At 60.8% G+C, this 20,371-nt stretch carries 22 protein-coding genes; 1 reads left to right on the top strand and 21 read right to left on the bottom strand.

All coding sequences use genetic code 11. The annotated features are described in order from the left end of the window. Positions 1 to 127: 127 nt before the first annotated feature. The 6 genes from trmD to ylxM all read right to left on the bottom strand — a co-directional run bounded on the left by trmD (position 128) and on the right by ylxM (position 3,935). Positions 128 to 949, bottom strand: coding sequence for a tRNA (guanosine(37)-N1)-methyltransferase TrmD (gene trmD / locus H4Q31_RS06630; protein ID WP_185178294.1), 822 nt, complete (start codon positions 947 to 949; stop codon positions 128 to 130). A gap of 1 nt (position 950) precedes the next feature. Then, complete coding sequence (gene rimM / locus H4Q31_RS06625) at positions 951 to 1,472, bottom strand: ribosome maturation factor RimM (RefSeq protein WP_185178293.1); 522 nt, start codon at positions 1,470 to 1,472, stop codon at positions 951 to 953. Positions 1,473 to 1,611: 139 nt separating this feature from the next. Next, positions 1,612 to 1,845: a KH domain-containing protein gene (locus H4Q31_RS06620; RefSeq protein WP_185178292.1), complete on the bottom strand. Its 234-nt coding sequence runs from the start codon at positions 1,843 to 1,845 to the stop codon at positions 1,612 to 1,614. A 29-nt stretch (positions 1,846 to 1,874) separates the two neighbouring features. After that, a complete protein-coding gene (gene rpsP / locus H4Q31_RS06615) occupies positions 1,875 to 2,147 on the bottom strand; it encodes a 30S ribosomal protein S16 (RefSeq protein ID WP_185178291.1) in 273 nt (90 codons plus the stop codon). A gap of 54 nt (positions 2,148 to 2,201) precedes the next feature. After that, positions 2,202 to 3,581, bottom strand: coding sequence for a signal recognition particle protein (ffh, locus tag H4Q31_RS06610; RefSeq protein WP_185178290.1), 1,380 nt, complete (start codon positions 3,579 to 3,581; stop codon positions 2,202 to 2,204). Further along, entirely contained in the window at positions 3,582 to 3,935 is a 354-nt protein-coding gene (ylxM, locus tag H4Q31_RS06605) for a YlxM family DNA-binding protein (RefSeq protein ID WP_185178289.1), read from the bottom strand. Between the two features lie 416 nt (positions 3,936 to 4,351). Here ylxM and H4Q31_RS06600 point away from each other — a divergent pair, with 416 nt between their 5' ends. Next, entirely contained in the window at positions 4,352 to 4,864 is a 513-nt protein-coding gene (locus H4Q31_RS06600; RefSeq protein ID WP_185178288.1) for a GrpB family protein, read from the top strand. 168 nt (positions 4,865 to 5,032) lie between these two features. Here H4Q31_RS06600 and H4Q31_RS06595 read toward each other — a convergent pair whose 3' ends face one another. The 15 genes from H4Q31_RS06595 to H4Q31_RS06525 form a co-directional block, all read right to left on the bottom strand. Continuing rightward, positions 5,033 to 6,268 (bottom strand): (S)-ureidoglycine--glyoxylate transaminase, encoded by a 1,236-nt coding sequence (locus H4Q31_RS06595; protein WP_185178287.1) that lies wholly within the window; start codon positions 6,266 to 6,268, stop codon positions 5,033 to 5,035. Next, positions 6,265 to 7,527 carry an allantoate deiminase gene (gene allC, locus H4Q31_RS06590; protein WP_245347190.1) on the bottom strand — a complete coding sequence of 421 codons (1,263 nt, stop codon included), beginning with the start codon at positions 7,525 to 7,527 and terminating at the stop codon, positions 6,265 to 6,267. Before allC ends, H4Q31_RS06595 begins: the two co-directional genes overlap by 4 nt. After that, positions 7,524 to 8,921, bottom strand: a complete 1,398-nt coding sequence (allB, locus tag H4Q31_RS06585; protein WP_185178286.1) for an allantoinase AllB — start codon at positions 8,919 to 8,921, stop codon at positions 7,524 to 7,526. Before allB ends, allC begins: the two co-directional genes overlap by 4 nt. A 13-nt stretch (positions 8,922 to 8,934) precedes the next feature. Continuing rightward, entirely contained in the window at positions 8,935 to 9,282 is a 348-nt protein-coding gene (gene uraH / locus H4Q31_RS06580) for a hydroxyisourate hydrolase (protein ID WP_185178285.1), read from the bottom strand. A 55-nt stretch (positions 9,283 to 9,337) separates the two neighbouring features. Continuing rightward, positions 9,338 to 9,844, bottom strand: a complete 507-nt coding sequence (gene uraD / locus H4Q31_RS06575) for a 2-oxo-4-hydroxy-4-carboxy-5-ureidoimidazoline decarboxylase (RefSeq protein WP_185178284.1) — start codon at positions 9,842 to 9,844, stop codon at positions 9,338 to 9,340. Next, positions 9,841 to 10,326, bottom strand: coding sequence for a nucleoside deaminase (locus tag H4Q31_RS06570; protein WP_185178283.1), 486 nt, complete (start codon positions 10,324 to 10,326; stop codon positions 9,841 to 9,843). Before H4Q31_RS06570 ends, uraD begins: the two co-directional genes overlap by 4 nt. Then, on the bottom strand, positions 10,316 to 10,825 hold the full coding sequence (locus H4Q31_RS06565; protein WP_185178282.1) for a (2Fe-2S)-binding protein: 510 nt from the start codon (positions 10,823 to 10,825) through the stop codon (positions 10,316 to 10,318). Before H4Q31_RS06565 ends, H4Q31_RS06570 begins: the two co-directional genes overlap by 11 nt. Continuing rightward, on the bottom strand, positions 10,822 to 13,215 hold the full coding sequence (gene pucD, locus H4Q31_RS06560) for a xanthine dehydrogenase subunit D (RefSeq protein ID WP_185178281.1): 2,394 nt from the start codon (positions 13,213 to 13,215) through the stop codon (positions 10,822 to 10,824). Before pucD ends, H4Q31_RS06565 begins: the two co-directional genes overlap by 4 nt. A 36-nt stretch (positions 13,216 to 13,251) precedes the next feature. Further along, the gene (locus H4Q31_RS06555; protein ID WP_185178280.1) at positions 13,252 to 14,169 is read right to left on the bottom strand and encodes an FAD binding domain-containing protein; all 918 of its coding nucleotides are present in this window, start codon (positions 14,167 to 14,169) and stop codon (positions 13,252 to 13,254) included. 21 nt (positions 14,170 to 14,190) lie between these two features. Next, positions 14,191 to 15,120 carry an ABC transporter permease gene (locus H4Q31_RS06550; RefSeq protein WP_185178279.1) on the bottom strand — a complete coding sequence of 310 codons (930 nt, stop codon included), beginning with the start codon at positions 15,118 to 15,120 and terminating at the stop codon, positions 14,191 to 14,193. A 13-nt stretch (positions 15,121 to 15,133) separates the two neighbouring features. Then, entirely contained in the window at positions 15,134 to 16,258 is a 1,125-nt protein-coding gene (locus H4Q31_RS06545; RefSeq protein ID WP_185178278.1) for an ABC transporter permease, read from the bottom strand. Further along, positions 16,255 to 17,802, bottom strand: a complete 1,548-nt coding sequence (locus H4Q31_RS06540) for an ABC transporter ATP-binding protein (RefSeq protein WP_185178277.1) — start codon at positions 17,800 to 17,802, stop codon at positions 16,255 to 16,257. The genes H4Q31_RS06545 and H4Q31_RS06540 overlap by 4 nt, the downstream gene beginning before the upstream one ends. A 168-nt stretch (positions 17,803 to 17,970) precedes the next feature. Continuing rightward, positions 17,971 to 19,155, bottom strand: a complete 1,185-nt coding sequence (locus tag H4Q31_RS06535) for a BMP family ABC transporter substrate-binding protein (protein WP_185178276.1) — start codon at positions 19,153 to 19,155, stop codon at positions 17,971 to 17,973. A 405-nt stretch (positions 19,156 to 19,560) separates the two neighbouring features. After that, the gene (locus H4Q31_RS06530; RefSeq protein WP_185178275.1) at positions 19,561 to 20,202 is read right to left on the bottom strand and encodes a nucleotidyltransferase family protein; all 642 of its coding nucleotides are present in this window, start codon (positions 20,200 to 20,202) and stop codon (positions 19,561 to 19,563) included. After that, a partial coding sequence (locus tag H4Q31_RS06525; RefSeq protein ID WP_185178274.1) for an XdhC family protein occupies positions 20,111 to 20,371 on the bottom strand: 261 nt, incomplete at its 5' end. The genes H4Q31_RS06530 and H4Q31_RS06525, both read right to left, overlap by 92 nt.

The following is a 20,371-nucleotide window of genomic DNA, read 5'->3' as shown; positions in this document are numbered from 1 at the left end:
ACCGTCCGACTATCGAGCCGATGATCCGCTCTAGCGAGCGAATGTGGAATCGGCACAAACAACAGAGACAATTCTATCATAGATAGCGTTCGAATACAACTGTCAATTCCCCGCTTGTCCGCTGATCTCAATCCGTATGTTCAGCCGCATCCCGCATCCGTTCGCGTTCGGATCGCAGCCATTCCTGTTCCTTCGCGGACAGCTCCGCCTTCTCGAGCAGATCCGGCCGTCTGGCGAGCGTACGCGAGAGCGATTGCCGGCGGCGCCACTTCTCGATCTCCGCGTGGTGGCCCGACAGCAGCACGTCCGGCACGTTCCAGTCGCGGAATACAGGCGGCCGGGTATAGTGCGGATATTCGAGCAGGCCGTCGCTGAACGAATCCGTCACGGCGGACAGCTGGTTGCCAAGCACGCCGGGAAGCAGCCGGATGACCGCATCGATGACGACCATCGCGGGCAACTCGCCGCCTGTCAGCACGTAATCGCCGATCGAGAGCTCATCCGTCACGAGATACTCTCGAATCCGTTCGTCGTAGCCTTCATAATGACCGCAGATGAAAATCAAATGGTCTTCCTTCGCCAGCTCCTGCGCCTTCGCTTGGGAGAACGTCTCGCCCTGCGGGCACATGAGGATGACGCGCGGTTTGGATGGCGCAGCCGCCGTATCAGCTCCCTGCGCTGCCTCTGCCGTCTCCGGCGTCCTTGCCGCCTCTGCCGCTCGTCCGACCAGCTCCTCGACCGCCGCGAAGATCGGCTCCGGCTTCAGCACCATGCCGCCCCCGCCGCCGTAGGGCGTATCGTCCACCGTATTATGTTTATTATTGGCATATTCCCGGAAATTCACCGTGGACAGCTCGCAGATTCCCTTCTCGCGCGCTTTGCCAAGAATGCTGCTCCCGAACACGCCCTCGAACATCTCCGGGAACAAGGTCAGTACGTCCACCCGCATGCTAGAGCAACCCTTCCATCAGTCGCACTTTGACGGTCTTGGCCGCGATGTCTACGTCCAGCACGACGTCGTCGATGACCGGCAGCAGCAGCTCCTTGCCCTTCGGACGCTTGACGATCCAGACGTCGTTCGCGCCGGGCGACAGAATGTCGGCGATCTGCCCGAGCTCCTCGCCCTCTTCCGTGACGACCGCGCAGCCGACGATGTCTTGCACGTAATATTCGCCTTCTTCGAGCGGAACCCGCTCTTCGCCCCGCACCTTTAGCTCCCAGCCCTTGAACTTCTCGACATCGTTAATGTTGTCGAAGCCCTTCAGCTTCAGGTAGTAAAGGCTGCTCTGCTCGCGAACCGATTGGATCTCGAGCTCGACCGGATCGCCGCCTCCCGGAGGGAAGGCCAAGAGCCGGTTGCCTGTGCGGAAGCGGACGTCGGGAAAGTCCGTCTGCGGCCAAATCTTAACCTCGCCTCGAATGCCGTGAGTGTTCACGATCTTGCCTACATTAAGCATGCGCTCTTCCGCCATGGAAGCCGCCTCCTTCATTGCGCCTGTCGAGCGCCGCTATCGCTTGTCTGTCCATACCTTATAGCTTAGCCGCGAATCGGGCGTCGATACACGAAGGGCCGGACATGCTGTGAAGCATTCCCGGCCCTTACGTTTAGCGTTATTCTGATACGATGTCCACGATGACGCGTCTCCGCTCCTTAACCGCAGCGGAGGTAACCACTGTGCGCAGCGCTTTCGCGATGCGCCCCTGCTTGCCGATCACTTTGCCGACATCGCCCGGATGAACGGTAAGCTCGTACACCAGGCCGCGCCCGTCTTCCTTGACCTGAATCTGCACGTCTTCCGGATGATCTACCAAAGCCCGGGCAATAACCCGAATTAACTGTTCCATGGCTTAATCCCTCCGGGGATAGAGACGTCTTACTTCGAGAGCTTGGATTCGTGGAACTTCTTCAGAACGCCTGCATGGCTCAGAAGATTGCGGACCGTGTCGGACGCTTGCGCGCCGTTCTGCAGCCATTTCAGAGCTTTCTCTTCGTCGATTTGGACTTGAGCCGGTTGAGCGACCGGGTTATAAACGCCGATCTCCTCGATGAAGCGGCCGTCACGCGGCGAACGGGAATCGGATACGACCACGCGATAGAAAGGAGCCTTGTGAGCGCCCATACGTTTCAAACGGATACGAACTGCCATTGCTATGTCACCTCCTTAACGAAGTTTCACGAGCGGCTGCGCCGCCGCTTCCAGTTAGAACGGGAACTTCATATTGCCTTTGCGTCCCATCATGCCCTTGAGCGCCTTCATGCCGCCCTTCGGCCCTTTGGGACCCATCATGCCGGTGAACTGCTTCATCATCTTGCGCATGTCCTCGAACTGCTTGATCAAGCGGTTCACGTCCGCGATCGTTGTGCCGCTGCCCGCAGCGATCCGCTTGCGCCGGCTGTAGTTGATCATCTCCGGCTTCTGCTTCTCGGCCTTGGTCATCGACTTGACGATGGCTTCGGTTCGCGTAATCTGCTTCTCGTCGATCTTGAAGTTCGGATTCGACTTCAGCTTGTTCATTCCGGGCATCATATCAAGCAGCTGGTCGAGCGGGCCGAGATTGCGAACCTGCTCCATCTGCTCGAGGAAGTCGTCGAACGTGAATTCGGCGGTGCGCATCTTCCGTTCGAGTTCCTTCGCCTTCTCCGCATCGATGTTCGTCTGCGCCTTCTCGATCAGCGACAGCATGTCGCCCATGCCGAGTATACGCGACGCCATCCGGTCCGGATGGAACGCTTCGAGCTGGTCTATCTTCTCGCCCGTGGAGGCGAACTTGATTGGACAGCCGGTCACCGCTTTGACCGACAGCGCAGCGCCGCCGCGGGTGTCGCCGTCGAGCTTCGTGAGGACGACGCCGGTCAGCTCAAGCTGCTCGTGGAAGCTCTTCGCCACATTGACCGCTTCTTGACCGGTCATGGCATCGACGACGAGCAGCACTTCGTCCGGCTTCACGGCCGCATGGATCTGCTTAATCTCTTCCATGAGCGCTTCGTCGATCTGCAGCCGTCCGGCGGTATCGACCAATACGTAGTCCAGCCCTTGATCCTTCGCGTGCTGTACGCCTTGCTTCGCGATCTCGACCGGGCTGACCTTGTCGCCCAGCGTGAAGACGGGAACGCCGATCTGGCCGCCGAGTACTTCGAGCTGCTTAATCGCGGCCGGACGGTAGATGTCGCCCGCAACCATGAGCGGCTTGTGGTTCTGCGACTGCAGCAGCTTCGCCAGCTTGCCGGTGAGCGTCGTCTTGCCGGCGCCCTGCAGGCCGGCCATCAGCACGACCGTCGGAGGCTTGTTCGACTTCGCCAGCTTCGCCTGCGAGCCGCCCATCAGCTCGATCAATTCCTTGTGAACGATGTCGACGACGACCATGCCCGGCGTGAAGCTCTTCTGCACTTCAACGCCGACAGCCTTCTCCTTGACCTTGGCGATGAAATCCTTCACGACCTTGAAGTTAACGTCCGCTTCGAGCAGAGCGAGCCGAACTTCGCGCATCGCTTCGTTCACGTCGTCTTCGGACAGCTTGCCCTTGCCTCTCAGCTTGCCGAACACGTTCTGCAGTCGAGTTGTCAATCCTTCAAACGCCATTCAAGTTCCCTCCTTTCGCATCCATTCCATCGTGGTGCGAAGCGCATCCCGCCAAGGAGCGGGAAGCTCTCCGATCTGCCGTTCGAGCTGCTCAAGCCCCTCCTGCAGCCGTTCGTGACGCGCCGCGAGCCCAAGCTTGCTCTCGTATTCTTCGAGGATTTGTTCCGAGCGCTTCAGGTGTTCATATACCGCTTGCCGGCTGATCTCGAAATCATCGGCAATCTCGCCCAGCGAATAATCGTCGTGATAGTAGCATTTCAAGAAAGTCTGCTGCTTCTCCGTCAGGAGCGATCCGTAAAAATCGAACAGAACGTTAATTCGATTCGTCTTCTCCAGAGCGTTCTCCCCATGCATAAAGGCTCATCTCCTTCAACATGTTAAGGAAAACTACTTAACAGCTGTCAACGTTCCTCATCATACGGGATTCCGATCACGATGTCAAGGCGTAATCCTTAACAGCTGATTCATCCAAACGTATTGGCAGACTCCTTCGCTTCAGTTAATTCTCATTTTCCAATCATTGATAGATTAGACGCAGCAGGCGATCGAAGGTTGCCGCAACCCTCACTCAAACGATTGACAACGATTGGAAATACAAATTTAATGTTGAAGAGAAGAAGACGTCGGAGCATCGCCGTTTGGAGATTCGCGCAAGCCGATTCGATCAATCTCGCGGAGCGCAAAAGAGAGATTCCCCATGAAAGCAATCGTCTATCGGGAATACGCCGATACGGATGTCTTGAAGCTGGAAGAAGTAGCAGGTGGAAGCGATGAAGGTCAGGCTTAGCGAATACAACGAGCAGTGGGCTGTGCTTTTCCAAGAGGAAGCCGATTTTCTGAAGACCATTTTCGAGGATGAGATGATCCGTTTCGAGCATTTCGGGAGCACCTCTGTGCCTGGCATGAGAGCCAAGCCCGTCATTGACATGATGGGGATCGTGAAGGACATTCGCAACGTAGACCGCTATAACGAACGGATGCGCGAGCTCGGTTATGACGTTGCGGGCGAATGGGGAATCCCGGGCAGGAGGCTGCTTCGCAAAGGCGGAGATGAGCGGACGCATCATATTCACTTCTATCAAACGGGCAATCCGCACATCGATCGCCACCTCGTCATGCGCGACTATTTAAGGAGCTATCCGGAGGAAGCGGCAAGATACAGCGAATTCAAAGAGAAGCTGGCTCTATTATATGAGAATACTAGTGATTACAGCCCCGCGAAAAAGGCGTTCGTAAGCGATCTGGAGAGACTGGCGATGGCGTGGCATGCTGCAAGGACATGAGCCATGCTGGATCAATTGCCCGTTCTGAAGCCGGACTTATTGTCGGGCTTCTTCCTGAGCTGAAGGGAGAGCCCCCATAAAGCGGGCAAAATAGCAACCCCCTCCTGGCAACTCCAGCGAGGGGATTTGAACTTATAGCGATAGGACAGCGAAGAGTGCAAGAAGCCATTAACGGGCTTCGGAATAAACATCAAGCGCCGCCTGCAACGCGGCTCCGGCGGGAAGCTTAACGCCGTGGCGCAGCAGCACAGCCTCGAACGCGCCGAGGAAGTGCAGCACATTCTTGCGGCTGCAGCTGTAGCCCATCGTGCCGATCCGCCAAATCTTGCCCTTGAGCGGCCCGAAGGAGCTGGCGATCTCGATGCTGAACAGCTCCAGCAGCATCGAACGAACGGATTCGCCGTCGATGCCTTCCGGGATCGTCACGCACGCGACGACCGGCATCTTGCAAGCCGGATCGCCGTACAAGGCGAGGCCCATCGCAGTCAGGCCCGCGACAAGGGCGGATTCGTGCAGCCGGTGGCGGGCGAAGCGCGCCTCCAGCCCCTCCGCGTGCAGGATGCGAAGCCCTTCGCGCAAGCCGTACAGCATCGAGGTCATCTCGGTATGATGGTTGAGCCGCGCGGGGCTCCAGTAATCCTGCAGCTGCGCCAGATCCAGGTAGTTGCTCTGAATTGGGCGGCGCGGCACTTCCGGCTCAACGCAGCCGGGCGGGCGGATGCCCCGCTCGACCCGTTTGCGCGCCAGAACCTTGCGTTCCGCGCGGTCGTTGTACGTAATCGGCGACATGCCGGAAGGGACCGACAGACACTTCTGCGTGCCGCCAATGACGGCGTCTAGGTGCCAGGCGTCCGTCTCGACGGGCACGCCGCCGATCGTCGCGACCGCATCGACGACGAGCAGGATGTCCAGCTCGCGGCATGTACGGCCGATATCCTCCAGCGGCTGCATCCGGCCGGTAGACGTCTCGCCGTGAACAATCGCCACGATCTGCGGCTTCGTCCGCTTGATCGCGGCGATGACTTCCTCCGGATCGAAGACAGTGCCCCATTCAGTCTCGATGGTCGACACTTCGGCTCCGCAGCGTTCAGCGATCTCATGGAGCAGATGGCCGAACCGGCCGTAGATTGGCACGAGGACGCGGTCGCCCGGCTCGATCAGGCTGTTCAAGACTGCTTCGATCCCCGAGCGGGACGTGCCGTCCACGGGATAAGCCCAGTTGTTCTCCGTCCGGAACAAGCCGCGCAGCATCTCCATCGTCTCATTCATCAGAGCGGTGAACTCGGGATCGAATTGTCCGAGAATCGGATAAGACAAAGCCCGCAGTACCCGCGGGTCGACCTCTACCGGTCCGGGCGTCAATATGGTGCGCGGCGTTGGCGACAGTTCGGCATATGTTCTCATGACAGTTGCTCCTCATAGGCTAATTCGTAAAGCATGGATACCAACATAGCCACTCCGTCGGCCAGCATAGCGGGATCTGTATATTCGCTCGGCGAATGGCTGATTCCTCCGCGGCTCGGCACGAAGACCATCGCCGCCGGGCAAGCCGCGGCAAGCAGCTGCGCGTCGTGCCCCGCCCCGCTCACCATTCGTCGGTACGGCAAGATCAGCTGCTGGCAGATGCGTTCTGCCCCGCGGGCAAGCGCCTGATTCATCGGCACCGGCTTCGTGGACAGCCAAGGCGTCATGCGGTGCTTCAGCCGCCGCCGAAGGGCGATGCGCTCAATCTCCGACAGCGCCAGCTCGCTGAAGGCGTTCAGCTTCCACTCGTCCGCATGCCGAATGTCGAGCGTGAAGTCGACGCTGCCGGCAATGACGTTCGGCGTATTCGGCTGCGCTTCGATCTTGCCGACGGTAGCAACGAGCGGCTCGCCCCATTGGGAGGCCAGCGCTTCGAGCCGAACGATGCACTCCGCTGCGCCTGCCGCCGCATCTTGGCGCATCGTCATAGGCGTCGTGCCGGCATGGTTGGCCGTTCCTTCCAGCGTGACCGCGTAACGCCGCTGCCCGACGATCGTCTCGACGATGCCGATGCGCTTCTGCATGTGCTCCAGCACCATGCCCTGCTCGATGTGCAGCTCGACATATGCGGCCAGATCCGACCGGCGGCACTCGCCTAGCTCTTCCTTGCCGAAGCCGCTGCGAAGCATCGCCTCGCGAAGCGATACGCCGTCTTCGTCGACCATGTCGCCAACATGTCGCCAGTCGTACACGCCCGTCACATTCCCCGAGCCCCAGTAGGCGAGCGGGAAGCGGCTTCCCTCTTCTTCGCAGAAGGAGACGACCTCGAGCGGGCGCTTCGGCGCACCGTACATCCGTTTGAGGTACATCAGCGCAGCCACCCCTGCGACGACGCCGTAAGCGCCGTCGTATTTGCCGCCGGAGCGGACGGTATCGATATGCGAGCCGGTCAGAATGACCTTGGCTCCAGGCTCGGTCCCAGGCAGACGGCCGTACAGGTTGCCAACGGCGTCAAATCGCGTTTCCAGACCTGCCTCAGCCATTTGGCCGGCCAAGTAACGCTGGGCGTCCAACCAAGCGTCCGTGTACAGAAGCCGAGTGACACCGGGATCCGTCCCCTCGGAGTAATCGGACAATTCGTCCAGCAGACGGGTCAGCTCGCGGATCATCTCGTTCGATTCGGGCAAATTCGGAATCATAGCACCACGCTCCCTAGGGCACCGGCTCTAAGCTGAATGCCATGGCCCGATAGCTGAATACCGCTGCCGGCTTCATACACGACGCTGCCTCGCACCAAAGTCATAGCGACACGGCAGGAGAAGGTACGTCCGACGTACGGGCTGATCGGATGCTTCTGGAGCAAATCCTCCTTCGACAATATATAGGAAGCCTCCGGATCAACGATCGCCACATCCGCGTCGAAGCCGACGGCGATCTCTCCTTTGCGCGGGTAGAGACCGAACCGCTTCGCGGGATTGGCCGACAGCACCGCGGCGAGCTTCGGCAGCGGGATGCCTCTGACGATGTGCCCTTCGTGCAGCATTAGCTCGAGGCTGCTCTGCGCGCCTGCGATGCCGCCCCACGCCTGCATGAACGAGAGCCCCGGCGCGAGCTTCAGCTCCTCCGGGCTAGGCGAATGGTCCGACGCGATGACGTCGATCTTGCCTTCAGCCAGCTGCTCCCACATCCGCGCGATTCTTGCTTCGTCGCGCAGCGGCGGCGCGCACTTGGCGACCGCACCGAGGCGCTCAAGGTCCAGCTCCGACAGCGCCAAATAGTGCGGGCACGTCTCAACCGTCACGTCCACGCCGCGCCGCTTCGCTTGATCGATCAGATCGATCGCCTCCGGGCTGCTCATGTGCACGAAGTGCAGCCGGCACCCCGTCTGCTCCGAGAACAAGATCGCCCGGTTCACCGCCTCCAGCTCCGCGATGACTGGGCGAGTCCGGACGAAGTCCAGCGGTCCCGTCCGTCCTTCACGCGCGGCGGCTTCAGCCAATGCAGACGTGATCGCGTCGCTCTCCGCGTGCAGCGCGAGAAGCCCGCCGAAGGAAGCGATCCGCTTCATCCCCTCCAGCAGCGACACATCATCCACCTCGCGGAAGCGTTCTTCCCCTTCGCCTCCCGGATTCGAGAGGAACGCCTTGAATGCCGGCACGCCTTCAGCGGCGAGCGGCTCTAGATCGCCGAGATTGCCTGGCACGAGACCGCCCCAGAACGCGTAATCAACGACCGACGTCCCTTCCGCCAACGCTTCCTTCTGGCGAAGAGCCGGCACATTCACGGTAGGAGGCAGCCCGTTGAGCGGCATGTCGACGTAGCAGGTTGCTCCTCCCGCAGCCAGCGCGGCGGACCCGGTCGCGAAGCCTTCCCAATGTCCCCTATTCGGTTCGTTGAAGTGAACGTGAACGTCGACCATGCCGGGCAGCACCCATCGGCCGCGAGCGTCCAGCACGGATGTCTCTTCCGAAGCCTCCAGGCGCTCCGCCAGCGCGGCGATCTTGCCGTCCTTCATACCGATATCCAGAACGCGGACTTCCTCCTGCGCGACGACCTGTCCTCCCCGAATGATCCGATCGAATCGTTCTCCCATCGTCAAGTCCCCCTTAGCTTCCGCGGTAGGTGCTGTAGCCTCCAGGCGCAACTAGAAGCGGCACATGATAGTGAGACGCCGGATCGGCCAGATGGAATCGGACCGGTACCCACTCGAGGAACGAGATCGGCGCGCTGCCGCGGTAATATTCGCCGACGTCGAACAGCAGTTCGTACGTTCCCGCTGCCATTGCCTCTCCCGCCAGAAGTGGCTCATGGTATCGGCCATCCTCGTTCGTGAAGATCTCCTTGAGCATCTGCCAAGCGCCATCTGCCGCAAGCCGCCGCAGCTGTACGCGCATGCCGCTGGCCGGCGTACCCTGCGAGACATCTAGAACATGCGTCGTCAATCGTCCGCTCATACGATCTCCTCCAAACTATCGTTTGCAACGCCGTCTTGCTATTTTTGCGGCCAGTCTATTGTTCATCCACCAAATCTTCGAGCCGGAATCTCGTAATGCGTCCGATCTGCGCCAGCGCTTCCTCTCTCTCATCGCGAGCGCCGTTCAAGACGCGGGCCTCCATCGAAGCGACGATCTCATCCTTGCTCTTCCCTTTGACCGCCAGGATGAACGGGAAGCCGAACTTCTCCACATATTGCTCGTTAAGCGCAGTCATTCGCTCGTATTCCTCCGGCGTGAGGCGGTCCAGCCCCGCCCCTGACTGCTCCGAGGCGGAATAGTCGGTCACCGCGAGGCGTGTGCCCAAGTCGGGATGTGCGCGAAGCAGCTCCAGCACGGTCTCTTCCGGCGAACTCCGCACAACCTCCGTCATCGCCTCATGAAGCGCGGCAATCGAAGCGAACGGCCGCGACTCCACGCAGCCTTCCGCCACCCACGGCGAATGTTCGAAAATGCCGCCGAGCGCCCGAACAAACGTATCGCGGTCCATCTCATTAATGGCCGTCAGCTTTAATTGGTTCATGCCCAATACCCCTCGTGAACGGCTGCGACTTCGTCTTCGATCTCCGGGAAAGGCCCGATGACAACGATCGGCTTCCGCCCGCTGGCGAACACGTCCCGGCACGGCAAATCCAGCGTCAAGTTGCGAGAATCGTCTCCCGTCAGCTCAGCCAGCCTGTGCTCCGTAATGCCGTAGACGACCCGTCCGACGTTGCCCCAATAGACCGCCCCCGCGCACATCGCGCACGGCTCCGCCGTCGTATACATCGTGCAATGCCAGAGCTCTTCCTTGGAATACCGCTTGGAGACATTCTCCATCAGCGTCCGTTCGGCGTGCCCCGTGCAGTTGTGCTCGGTCATCTCGATGTTGCCCTGCTCCCACAGGATATGTCCCGCCGAATCGACAAGAATGGCGCCGAACGGCGTATTGCCGGACTCTCTCGCTTGCTTCGACACTTCAATGCAGCGCCGCAGGAACTCCAGATGTCTCTCTTTATCCTTCATGAGCCATACCCCCTCGTTCGATCGCCCGCGAGATGGAACGCAGAATGCCTCCATACCCGGTACAGCGGCACAAATTGCCGGATAACGCCTCTTCGATCTCCTCCATCGACGGCTTCGGACTTCGCTCCAGCAGCGAGGTGACGGAGACGATCATGCCGGGCGTGCAATAGCCGCATTGGTAGCCGCCTTCTTCCAGGAAGCATTGCTGTACCGGATGAAGCCCGCCCTCCGGCGCAAGCCCCTCGATCGTCGTGATGCTCTTGCCCGTGCATTGATACGCCATCGTCAAGCAGGAGTTGACCGGCTTGCCGTCGATCAGCACCATGCAGGCTCCGCAGCGGCCTATCTCGCAGGAGCGCTTCGTGCCGGTCAGACCGAGATCGTCCCTTAGAATCTGAAGCAGCTTCCGCGTCGGGGGCGTCTCGAGCGTGACCGGGCTGCCGTTAATCTCGCATTGCAGCTTGGCGTCCGCTTGCTTCGCCGCCAGTTTGTCTATCATACCGGGCAGCTCCCTTCCTTCACGATATCAGGCACTTCCTGCAGTTCCGCAGGATCGATCGGAAGCTTCGACACCCGCTTGCCTACCGCGTTAAATACCGCTTGAGCAATCGCCGGCGCGAGCCCGACCGAACCGACCTCGCCGATGCCTCGCGGACCATGCGCATCCCCGTCGGGCAGCTCCTCGATCGGGAGCACCTCGACTCTCCCTCTCTGCTCGGCAATCGTCGGAACGAGGTACGAATCCAGATTGCGGGTCAAGTACATCCCGCTGTTCATTACCGCATCCTCGGTGAGCGTGAAGCCGAGCGCCATGCTGGCGCCGCCTTCGATCTGCCCAAGGAAGCCCTGCGGATTGACGACGGGTCCCGCCGCGACCGCATGGAATTGATCCAGCACCCGGACACGCCCCGTCAGCGTGTTGACCTCGACCTTCACGCCGACGGAGCAGTAGGTGTACAGATAGTGGGCGCCGACCCGCTCCACCGGCGAGGCCGGATAGCTGAAGCTCGTCTCGCAAGCGATCGGCTCGGCGGCCGATTGCGCAAGCTCGCGGTAGGCGAGCAGCCGCTCGCCGCTCGCCGCATCGCACACGCCGCCTTCGCCGATGCGCAGCCGTTCCTTCGGCAGCACTAGCACTCGCGACGCTACCTGCAGGAGCGAATGCGCGAACGGTTCGCGCATTCGCTCCAGCGCTTGCCACATCATGCTCGTCGCGCGGGATGCGGTGCTGGAGCCGCTGTCGGGAACGGCATCCGTATCGCCGACGACGAGCCGCAGATCGCTGCCGGCGAAGCCGAACTTCTCGATCAGCATCTGCTCGAGAGAAGCGATGAGCCCTTGGCCGAATTCCTCGTAGCCGAACGCCGCCTCGATCTTGCCGTCAGGCGCCAGCGTCAGCCGCCCGCCGGCGGGATCCGGAATGCCGACGCCAAGACCTGCGCCATGCATAACGAACGATGCGCCGTAGCCGATCTTCAGCCATGGCAGTTGGAGCGTGGCGGCTTCGGCAGTCCCGCTTGAAGCTGATCGCAAGTCCGCGTCTGGCGTCATGCCGAGTGGAGCGGCCGGGGCGGCAGACGCGGTAGGAGCGGCAGGAGCAGCTTCGGCTGCCGCAGCAGCCTCTGCCCGCTCCAGCCACAGCCGGCTCGCCGGAAGCGCCTCCCACACTTGCCGCGCTCCGTCAGTCTGCGCAATCGGCTGCTCGAACGGGCCCGGGTCGCCGCGCTGCCGCAGGTTGCGGCGGCGCAGCTCCCAAGGATCGATGCCCAGCTTGTCGGCAAGGCGATCCAGCTGCCCCTCCAGCGCGAACAACGCCTGGTTGCCGCCGAAGCCGCGGAATTCGCCGGACATGCCGTTGTTCGTGAAGACGCAGAAGCTCCGGACTTCGACCGCTTCATAGCGGTACGCTCCAAGCGTATGCTCCACCGCGAAGTTCAGCACCTCCGCGCTGAGCGTCGAATACGGGCCTGCGTCGGATACGATGCGCACGCGATGCGCGAGCAGCTTGCCGCCGGCGTCGACGCCGGTCTTCATCGTGATCCGCATCGGATGCCGCTTGAGCCCTGCGCGAACCGATTCGAAGCGGTTGTTGTGAAGCTTCACTGGACGGCCGCACGCCAGCGCGAGCAGCGCTCCGTACGGCTGCACGTTCAGCTCGTCCTTGCCGCCGAATGAGCCGCCGATCGGGCTAGATACAATCCGGATGTCCGCTTCCGGCCGAGCCAGAATACGCGCTAGCTGCATGCGGTCCATCAGGCCGTGCTGCGTCGCAGAATAAACCGTTAAGCGGCCGTCCGCTTCGGGTACGAACAAGCCGCCTTCGGTCTCCATGTACGTATGCATTTGCCGCGGCGTCTCGTACGTGTCTTCCACAATGTGAGCGCTGGCGGCGAACGCCGCCTCTACGTCGCCGCGGACATAATCGTTGCGATGCTGGATATTGCCGCGCTCATGCAGCTGCGGCGCGTCCTCGCGCATCGCCAGCTCCGGGTCGCTCACGACGGGCAAATATTCGTAATCGACTTCGATCCGCGCGAGCGCCTCCATCGCGAGCTCGGCGGAATCCGCCGCAACCGCCGCGACGGCGTCGCCCACGAAGCGCACGCGTTCCTCGCAGAACACCGGATGGTCCGGATGCGCGATGCCGAAGCGGTTCAATCCCGGCACGTCGGCATGGGTCAGCACGGCATGGACGCCGGGCAGCGCAAGCGCCTCTTCCGTCCTAACCTCCGCGATTCGAGCATGCGCGTGCGGGCTTCTCAACACGAGCCCGTGCAGCATATTCGGCGCGGACAGATCCGTCAAGTAGGCCAAGCCGCCCGTAACTTTGCCCGGGCCATCCGGGCGAATGCGCCAGCGATTGCCGCTTGTCTCTCGGTTGAGCGCCATCGTCCTCATCCTTTCTCTCGTCCCTGTTGGGAGTACTTACTTCCTCTTCCACAGCTCCGCCGCGATCAAGTTCGCCAGCGTCAGCTTCCGGTAGTCGTCGGTCGCGAACGGGTCCGGTTCGGGAACATATTGCTCCCGGACGGCCTCATGCACCTGGCGGAGGGCCGCCGCTTCAGGCCTTCTCCCTCGCAGCAGCCGCTCTGCCTCCGTCAGCCTAAGCGGAACCGTTCGTCCGCCTCCTGCCGTTATCCGGATGTCAGCGAACGCGCCATCCTCACCGACTTCCGCCGCGACCGCCGCCGTTACGAGCGACGGCATGAACGCTTCCCTGCGGCCTGCTTTATGATAGGCGAACCATCGCCTTGTTTGCTTAGTCGTGTATTCATCCGGTAGAGGTATGCGAATGGAGGTCAGCAGACGCAATCCGATCGTGTCGCGCGTCTCCACCCACTCGAGCATGCCCGGCCAATTCTGGACGCTCAGCCATTCGGCGATGTGCTCCGTATACTGCTTCTCGCCGTCATGCCACACGAGGCAAGCGTCCAATGCCAGCAGCGCCGGCACAGCGTCGCCGACCCGGGAAGCCGCATTGCCCCCAAGCGTCGCCTGGTTGCGAACCGACCACCCGGCAATCTGCCGGATCGCATCCGCAAGCAAAGGCGCTCTCTCCATTACAACCGGATGGCTGCTGCAATCATTGAGCCGAGCCGTCGCGCCGATGATTAGCTCTCCGTTCTGCACGGCGATTCGATCTAAGCCCGGAATCGCCGTCAGATCGATGAGGTGAGTCGGCAGCTTGCCTCCGCCCGCCTCCCACTGCGTCCGCAGCAGCGTGCTCCCGGCCGTATAGACGCCAAGCGGGCCTAGCGCGTGCTTCAACCGGACGGCTGCCCCCGAACTTTGCGGCTGCCACACGGCGGGGCTGAGAAGGAACTCCTCCAGATTCGCTGCCATCTTACAACCCTCCTCGACTTGCTAGAATCGCTGTTCGCGAATATAAGGCGTTCCGAGCGCTTCCGGCGATCCGGAAGGCTTGTTCCGATTGCGGTATCCCAGGTACATCAGGACGAGAATGGTAACGATGTAAGGAATCATTTTCAAGAAATAAGACGGAATAGCGCTTCCGATTAATTGAATCTTGAAGCCGATCGTGTCCATCATGCCGAAGAAGTAAGCGCAGAACATCGCGCGAAGCGGGTTCCAACGGGCGAAAATAATAAGCGCTACCGCGATCCAGCCGCGTCCGGCCGTCATGCCTTCGATCCAAGTCGGCGAATACACGAGCAGCATATCGGCGCCGGCCAAGCCGATCAGCATCGAGCCGGCGATGACGCAGCCGTACCGGAACAACTGAACCGGAATGCCCATGACGTCCGCGGTCGGCGGATTGTCGCCGAGCGCCCGCAGATGGAGGCCCCACGACGTCCGGTGAATGAACAGGTGCGCGGCAATCACTAGCGCGAAGCTGATCCACGTGAGCAGGTCCAGATGGGCGAACAAGGGACCGAGAACCGGCACACCATCGAGGAAGTCGAGATTGACCTTCGGTACGGCCCGCGGAATCGGGATGCCGGTGATTGACTTGCCGATGTAAGCGCTGAGGCCGGTGCCGAATAGCGTCATGGCGAGACCGCTGACGATCTGGTTCGTCCGCAAGGTGACCGTCAGGAAGCTGTGCACCCATCCGAGCGCGGCTCCGATCGCGACGACGGCAAGCAGCGTCAGCCCCAGGCTCCCCGTATGAATGAAGGTGATGGCGGCGACGACGGCGCCCATGAGCATTAAGCCTTCGGCGCCGAGCTGAATGATGCCCGATCGTTCGATCAGAATGCCGCCCAGCGTCGCGAACAAGAGCGGCGTGCCGGAGGACAGAGCGGCGACGAGCAGCTGCGTAATGAAGTCCATGGTCTTCGCTCCTTTACCCGTTGCGGCTGAGCCGGAATTTGCTGATCATGTTGCCGGCGATCAGGAAGAACAGGATCGCGCCTTGAAGCATGTTCGAGATCGATGACGGCAGGCCCATCGTCTGGACGCTGTAGCCGCCGACGATCAGGCCGCCGAACAGAACGGACGAGATGACGAGGCCGACCGGATGAAGCTTGGCGATCCAAGCGACAATGATGGCCGTGTAGCCATAGCCCGGCGAGATGCCGTCCATCAGCCGATGCGTGACGCCCGACACCTCGCTCATGCCCGCTACCCCGGCGAGCGCTCCGCTCATGATCATGACGATCAGAATGTGGCGTTTGATATGGATGCCGGCGTTGCGTGCCGCTTCCGGGTTGGCGCCGATGAGCCGCAGCTCATAGCCCCAGCGGGTGAAGCGGATGACGAAGGCGTATAGCGCAACGGCGATTAGCGCGAAGATGAGGCCCAGATGCAGCCGCGTATCGCCAAGCACCGGCAGCGACTGCGACGCTGTGAACATCGGCGTGCCCGGGAAGTTGAAGCCCTTCGGGTCCTTCCACGGCCCGAACACGAGATAATCGAGCAGCAGCAGCGCGACGTAGTTAAGCATGAGCGAGGTGATCAGCTCGTTCACTTGGAAGTACGTCTTAGGCAGTGCTGTCAGCGCCCCCCAGATGCCGCCCGCCGCGATCGCGAACACGAGCATGAGCGGGATCGTCGCATAGAGCGGCAGATGGGGAAAATAAATCGTTACCGCCGCAGCGGCGATCGCGCCTGCGGCGAATTGACCTTCCGCGCCGATATTCCATACCGAGATGCGGTAAGCAATGGAGACGCCAAGTCCGCAGAGGAGAAGCGGAATCGCCTTCACGAGCGTCTCGGTAATTCCGAACGAAGTAGTGAACGCACCGGTCCACATTTTCTCATAGACGGCCCACGGGTTCTTGCCGTTCGCGGCGAAGAAGATGGCGCACGCCAGCAGCGCGAGGACGACCGATACGATCGTCATCCACCATGGACTCTCCTTGCGGGATGGGTCGATCTCCAGACGGAAGGGGAACCGCTTGCGCGTCCGCGCTGCCGTCTCGCCGTCCAGCGCGATCGCTCCGGATGCTGTCGATGTCGGTTCGGTCATACGGCTTCCTCCTTCGTCTCTTGAATGCCGGCCATGTACATGCCGATCGTCTCCCGATCCGCTTTCTCATGGCTCATCTCGCCGACGATACGGCCGCCGTAGATAATGAGAATGCGGTCGGACAGCTGCATCACCTCGTCCAGATCCTCCGAGATGAGGAGCACGCCTTTGCCCTCGTTCCGAATGCCGGTCAGCAGCCGATGCACGCCATCCGTCGCGCCAACATCAAGCCCTTGCGTCGGGTGTACGGCCACCATGAGCAGCGGCTGGCGATTCACCTCGCGCGCGAACAGCAGCTTCTGCTGATTGCCGCCCGACAGCTGGCGCACTGGCGCATCGAGCCCCGGCGTCTTGACGTCGAACTGCTCCACGAGCGACTTCGACCATTCGCGGTTGGCACGCGAGCGCAGGAAGCCGAACTTCGAGCGTTCCTCCGTGCGATACGTCTTGAACAGCAGATTGTCGACAGCGCCCAGGCTGCCGGCGAGGCCGCTCTTCATCCGATTCTCCGGCACGTGCGAGATCCCGGCTTCGATCGCGCCTCGAACCGAAGCATTCTTGAACTCCCGCCCGTTAAAAACAATGCTGCCCCGCTTCCAAGGGATGAGGCCGTTCAGCACCTCGGCCAGCTCCTTCTGGCCGTTGCCGGCGACGCCGGCCACGCCGACGATCTCGCCTGCGCGTACTTGCAGCGACAGATCATTCAGCGCGAGCCGCCCGTGATCGCCTTGCACGTCCAGATGGGAGACATCCAGCAGCACTCGGCCTTGCTCCGAAATAGGAGGCTGGATCTCCCGCTGCATGGCGTCCACTTCCTTGCCGACCATCAGCTTCGCCAGCTCCTTCTCGTTCGTGTCCTGCTTATCGATCGTATGGATCATCCGCCCCTTGCGCATAACCGAGATCCGGTCGGCGACGGACATGACCTCCTTCATCTTGTGAGTCGTCAGAATAACCGTCTTGCCTTCCTTCTTCATCTGCTCAAGCGTCTGGAAGAGCTGCTCTGCTTCGCCTGGCGTGAGTACGGAGGTCGGCTCGTCGAGAATGATGAACTCCGCGCCGCGATAGAGCGTCTTCACGATCTCGACCCGCTGCTGCTCGCCGACCGACAACTGCCAGATCGGCCTATTCACAGGGAACGTCAAGCCGAAATGCTCGGCGATCGCCGCGATCTCCTCCTGCTTGCGCTTCATCCAGCCCGGTCCGCGCCAGAACGAGGACTTCTCGCCGAGCACGATGTTCTCCGCCGCCGTCAGCGTCTGCACGAGCCGGAAGTTCTGGAACACCATGCCGATGCCGAGCTTCGCTGCTTCTTTGGGCGAGCGGATCTTGACCTCGCGGCCATGAATGCGGATCTCGCCGCTCGTCGGGCGGTACACGCCGGACAGCATGCACATGATCGTGCTCTTGCCGGCGCCGTTCTCGCCGAGCAGCGCGTGGACCTCGCCGGGCTTGCAATCGAAGTCGACATGGTCGTTGGCTAAGACCGAGCCGAACTGCTTCACGATCCTCTTCATCTCGAGCGAATGCCTCTCGCTTGTCATCACGATTCCTCCTTACCGGGAAGCCGGATGCGGCTCCCTCCCCAAGCAATAGTCAGTCTTCGTTGCCGATCCGCCTGCTCGCGAGAGAGCCGAGGCAGCGTCTTAATAATCAACAAATCCCTTGGGTAAGGGATTTGTTGAACGAATTATAGGTTGGTCTCCAGCCGGCTATTGCGGAATCGAGCCTTCGACGCCTTGGACGAACCAGTTCATGTTAAGAATCTCTTCGTTGGACATCGATTGGCCGCTGGCCACCTTCTCCGCGCCGCTCTGATCATAGATCGGGCCGCTGAAGAGGTTGAACGATCCTTCCACGAACTTCTGCTTCGCGTCTTCAATCAGCTGCTTCACGTCGTCCGGAACGCTCTCGCCGATTGGCGCGATGTCGACCATGCCGTCCTCGAACGAACCCAAGTACTGCTGGCTGGTCCAAGTGCCATCCATGACGGATTTGACCGTATCGACGTAATATTGGCCCCAGTTCCATACCGGATTGGTCAAGTAAGCTTCCGGCGCATAACGGGTCATATCGGAATCGTTGCCGCCCGCGAGAGCGCCTCTCTCAGCCGCTGCTTGAAGTGACGCGGGAGAATCCTGATAGGCCATCAGCACATCCGCGCCCTTATCGAGCAAACTCATGGCGGCGTTGCGCTCTGTCGTCGGATCGAACCAAGTGTTCGTCCAGACGACATTGACTTTCACGTCTGGATTCACGCTTTGCGCGCCGAGCGTGAAGGCGTTAATGTTGTAGACCAACTCCGGAATCGGGAACGCGGCGACATATCCAAGCACGTTCTTCTTCGTCATCTTGCCTGCCGCTATGCCGCTCAGATAGCTGGCTTCCCAGTTCATGCCGAAGTAAGTGCTCATGTTATCGTTCGTCTTGTAGCCGCCCGCGTGTTCGAAGATCACGTCCGGGAACTTCTGGGCTACGTTCAAGGTATAGTCCATATAACCAAAGCTCGTGGTGAAAATGATATCGTGATTCTGCGCCAAATCGGTGATGACCCGCTCGGCATCCGCGCTCTCCGGCACGTTCTCAACCGTGTCCGCTTTGATGCCGAGTTCCTTCTCCATGAACTTGACGCCTTGATCGTGCTGGTACGTCCAGCCGCCGTCACCCGGCGGGCCGATGTACACGAACGCGACGCGCGGATTCGGGATCGGGGTGCGGGTCTGCGCTGCCGAAGCCGATGCGCTTGCGGATGACGATGCGGACGGCGATGCCGAAGGCGATCCCGACGGCGCTTCGGATGCGGTGTTATTGTTGTTGCTGCCACACGCAGATAGAATTGCTGTTAATGCTAGAACCAGAAGCACGCTGATGGATGATGACCTCTTCAACCTTTTCATACGGTTCCTCCCCGACTCCCTATGTTTTGTCCCCTTGGCCCATGTTAGATTTGTTATCTAATTCTGCATCAAGCGGCCAGTGGCTTATATAAAATATACTTCCGAGTCCAAATAGCGTCAACTTTATTTACATTCTATTGGTTTAACTGATGAATTGTACGGCTTTTTATTGTGCGTGATGCACTTTTTGTGATCTTATGTTAGTTTTAGTTACATCGTTTATGGAAAATAACCCTGCTTATGCAGCTCCCCGACATCCAGCATGCCGCCGCACGCAACCCGGGTTTTCCCGGTTAGCGAGCTCGTCCACGTTCAACATGCCGGCCTTCTTCGACGTCTTGGGAACATCCGCTCTCTCCAGCGCCGCACGCAAGACGCCCTCGACGTCTTCGGGTACGCTAATCCTCAATGGCTCGTCCGCATCCTTCGCATCGTTTGGATTGCCGCCGCAAGATCGCGCTCGGTATCGACGTCGGCGAAGGCCGTCTCCGAATCTGCCTCGATGAGCGCGCCCCGCCATGCCGGATCAGACAACAGCTTACGCGCTCCCACGTCCCCCTCTAGCGCCATCGCCGCCTCGAACATGGAGCTTCCGAGCAAGACGGGCGGATGCGCGATTCCCCCATGGCGGCAGGCCGCGTAGTCGAGCGAAGCATCCCCATCATAGGCGGCTGCGAGCGCCTCCAGCAGATCAACCTTAATGAACGGCTGATCCGCCAGCACCATCAGTACGGCATCAGGCGCTCCTGCCAGCGCCTCGGCAAGCCCGCGGCGAACGGAATGCGACATGCCGTCCGCCGCCTCGGGGCAAGGCACGAACCGGATACGGCCCGAGCTTGCCGCCGCCTCAGCGCCTACCGCCCACTCCAACGGATCGTCCGGCCTTACGACAGCGACGATCTCGCCAAGCCTCGGGCAGGCGAGCACCTCCGCCAGTGCAGCTGAGCCCAACCGGCTACCGGGAGCAAGCTCGAGAGCCAGCTTCGGCCTGCCCATCCTTCGGCTCTGTCCAGCCGCTAAATAAATACCCGCGATCTTCGCGCTCATCTTCATCCGCTCCTCCCAGCCGCTGCAGAAGCCGCCGCTCGACGATGAGCTCCGCAGCAATGCTGATGGCGATCTCCTCCGGCCCATCGGCACCGATCGCAAGACCAACCGGCGCATGCACGAACGCCGGCATCGACAGCCCCTTGAACAGCAGCCGAATTCGGCTGCT

Origin of the sequence: Cohnella lubricantis (genome assembly GCF_014212015.1) — a bacterium.
GTDB classification, from domain to species: domain Bacteria; phylum Bacillota; class Bacilli; order Paenibacillales; family Paenibacillaceae; genus Cohnella; species Cohnella lubricantis.
This window is presented reverse-complemented; position numbering and strand designations above follow the sequence as displayed.